This window comes from Variovorax sp. 20P10.2.4, from assembly GCF_058244205.1.
The window spans coordinates 1-2,338 of sequence record NZ_JBZAYE010000898.1 but is presented as its reverse complement, the minus strand read 5'-3'; the positions used below and the strand labels follow the sequence as shown (position 1 = coordinate 2,338).

Annotated in this window: 2 protein-coding genes; both read right to left on the bottom strand. The window is 72.1% G+C overall.

The features are described from left to right. The coding region (locus AC27VN_RS39145) for an Ig-like domain-containing protein (protein WP_490880162.1) at positions 1–1,540 on the bottom strand (1,540 nt) is incomplete at its 3' end. Positions 1,541–1,766: 226 nt separating this feature from the next. Continuing rightward, positions 1,767–2,338, bottom strand: a 572-nt coding sequence (locus AC27VN_RS39140) for a TolC family protein (protein ID WP_490880161.1), incomplete at its 5' end; no start/stop codon positions are given.

The following is a 2,338-nucleotide window of genomic DNA, read 5'->3' as shown; positions in this document are numbered from 1 at the left end:
CGCTCGCGGCCAGGCGCAGCGGCAGGCCGGCCGCTGCGGTCGGCGGCGCGACGAAGGCCACGGTGGGCGGCAGCGTGTCGGCCGGCGGGTTGACCATCACGTTGGCCGAGGCCAGCGCCGTGTTGCCGGCCGCGTCCATCGCGATCACGCGGATGGTCTGCATGCCGGGCGCGGTCGGCGTCCAGCTGCAGGTGTAGGGCGGGGCGGTGAAGCTGCAGATCGGCAGGCTCTGCGCGCCCATCACCTTGAGGCCCCACACGCCCACGTTGTCGACCGCCACCGGCGCCAGCGTCACCGGCTGGCCCACGGTGGCCATGGCCGGCGCGGCCAGCGAGACCACCGGCTTGTGCTCGTCGGGCAGGCCCAGCGGCAGGTCGATGGAGAACATGGCCTGGCCGCGCACCGCCTTCTGCTCGAAGGCATCGAAGATGGTGAACCAGCTCGCGCCCGGCGCGCGGCCCGGTGCCTGCGCCTTCACCAGCAGGTTGGTCTTGCCGACCGCGAAGCAGGTGAAGCCGCAGCGCCAGTCGAAGACGAAGCGCCCGCCCGCGTCCGACACGCCCTGCGCGATCGGCTCCAGCGGCTTGCCCGCGCCCGGATCGCGCCATACCCAGACCTGCGCGCCGGGCAGCGCCGCGCCGCCTTCGCGCTCGCTCACGCGCACCTGGGTGGCGGTGGTGCCGGCCATGAACTTCGAGCTGCCGAGCTTGGGCCAGTTGCTCCAGTCGGTGTCGAGGTTGGCCTTCGTGCCCTCGGTGAAGCGGATCATCTCGAGCGTGGCCACGCGGTTGGCCGCGGGGTCGAAACGCTCCTCGAACACCGTGCCCAGCAGCGGATCGAGCCGCCAGTGCTGGCGCGGCCACCAGTAGCGGTCGGCGGGCCTGGTGAGGTCGAGGTCGGCCTTGGGCGCGACGTCGGTAGTGTCGGCCACCGCGATCGCGTTGTAGTACTCGCCCGAGCCGGCGCCGAAGACGTGCTCGAGCTCGTGCAGCAGGGTCTTGAGCTGGCGCCCGAGGTAGTCCTTCTCGGTCGACTCGACGGCGCCGGGCGCGATGGCGCGCGACAGTCGCAGCGGGTCGTGGATCGCGGTCCAGTTGAGGTTCCAGGTCGCGCCGCGCGCCGGAAAGGTCCAGCTCATCGTCAGGCCGCCATGGCTGTAGCCGCGCGTCGACTTGTTGATGCAGACCGCGATCTCGCCGTTGACCAGGCCGTTGAGGCTGCACTGCGGTGCCTGGGCCGGCGCGATCCATTGCAGGTCGGCGGCGGGATCGAAGCCGAAGCCGCGCACCGATTCGCGCGTGAAGACGGTGTTCACGTCGGCCACGTACTGCGCGAGCCGGCGGCCGGCCTCGGCGCCGCCGATGTCGGCCGCGAGCTGCGGATCGACGAAGAACTTCAGGCGGTGGACGCTGGCGGTGCCACGGCCGATCTCGTCGAGCACGACCGCGCCCGAGGGCGATGCGACCAGCAGGGCCACCGCCCCCAGCAGGGCGGCGCACAGCCGGCGTACGCCGGCTTGCAGCGAGGAGAAGGCTCGCATCGATCTTCCCCGCGGCGGGGGCGCAAAGCGCGAACGGTCGGCGCCGGGAGCCGGCCGTTCGCCGTGCGCGACCCCCGTCGGGCGGCCCTGCGATGCAGGGGGTGCCGGGAGTGCCGATCGGGCCGCGCCTCAGGGGCGCGCGGACAAAACCCATCCGTCAACTACCGAAACCGGTAGTAATTCTAGATGGATTGTGTGTTTGTGTTTCAAACGTTGTTGCAATGTATCAAATTGGCGGCCCCGATGCCGCCGCGGCGACCGCTTGCTCGGGCGGCGCGCTGCCCAGCGCCTTGCAGACCGCGACCCAGTCCACGGCCAGCCGGCTGCGGCTCTGGGCCCGGTCGCGCTGGGCCTGCAGCAGGGTGCGGCGGGCATCGAGCGCCACGCCGAAATCGGTGAGACCGCCTGCGTAGCGCGCCTGCGCGAGCGCCAGCGCATCGGCACTCTCGCGCTCGCGCTCGGCCAGCTCGGCCTGGCGGCGGCGTTCGGCCGCATAGGCGCTGAGCGCTCCATCGATCTCGTGCCAGGCCTTGAGTACCGTCTGCTGGAAGGCGACCGCCGCTTCCTGCTGCTGCAGCTCGCGCAGGGTCACGGTGCTGCGGCGCCTTCCCATGTCGAAGATCGGCAGGCTCAGCGTGGGGCCGACCTGCCACTGCCGGCTGCCCCAGTCGCCGAAGCGCTCGTGGCCCACCGATTCGTTGCCGAAGCTCGCGCCCAGCGTCACGCGCGGATAGAGCTCGGCCACCGCCACGCCCACGCGCGCGGTGGCCGCATGCAGCTGCGCCTCGGCGGCGGCGA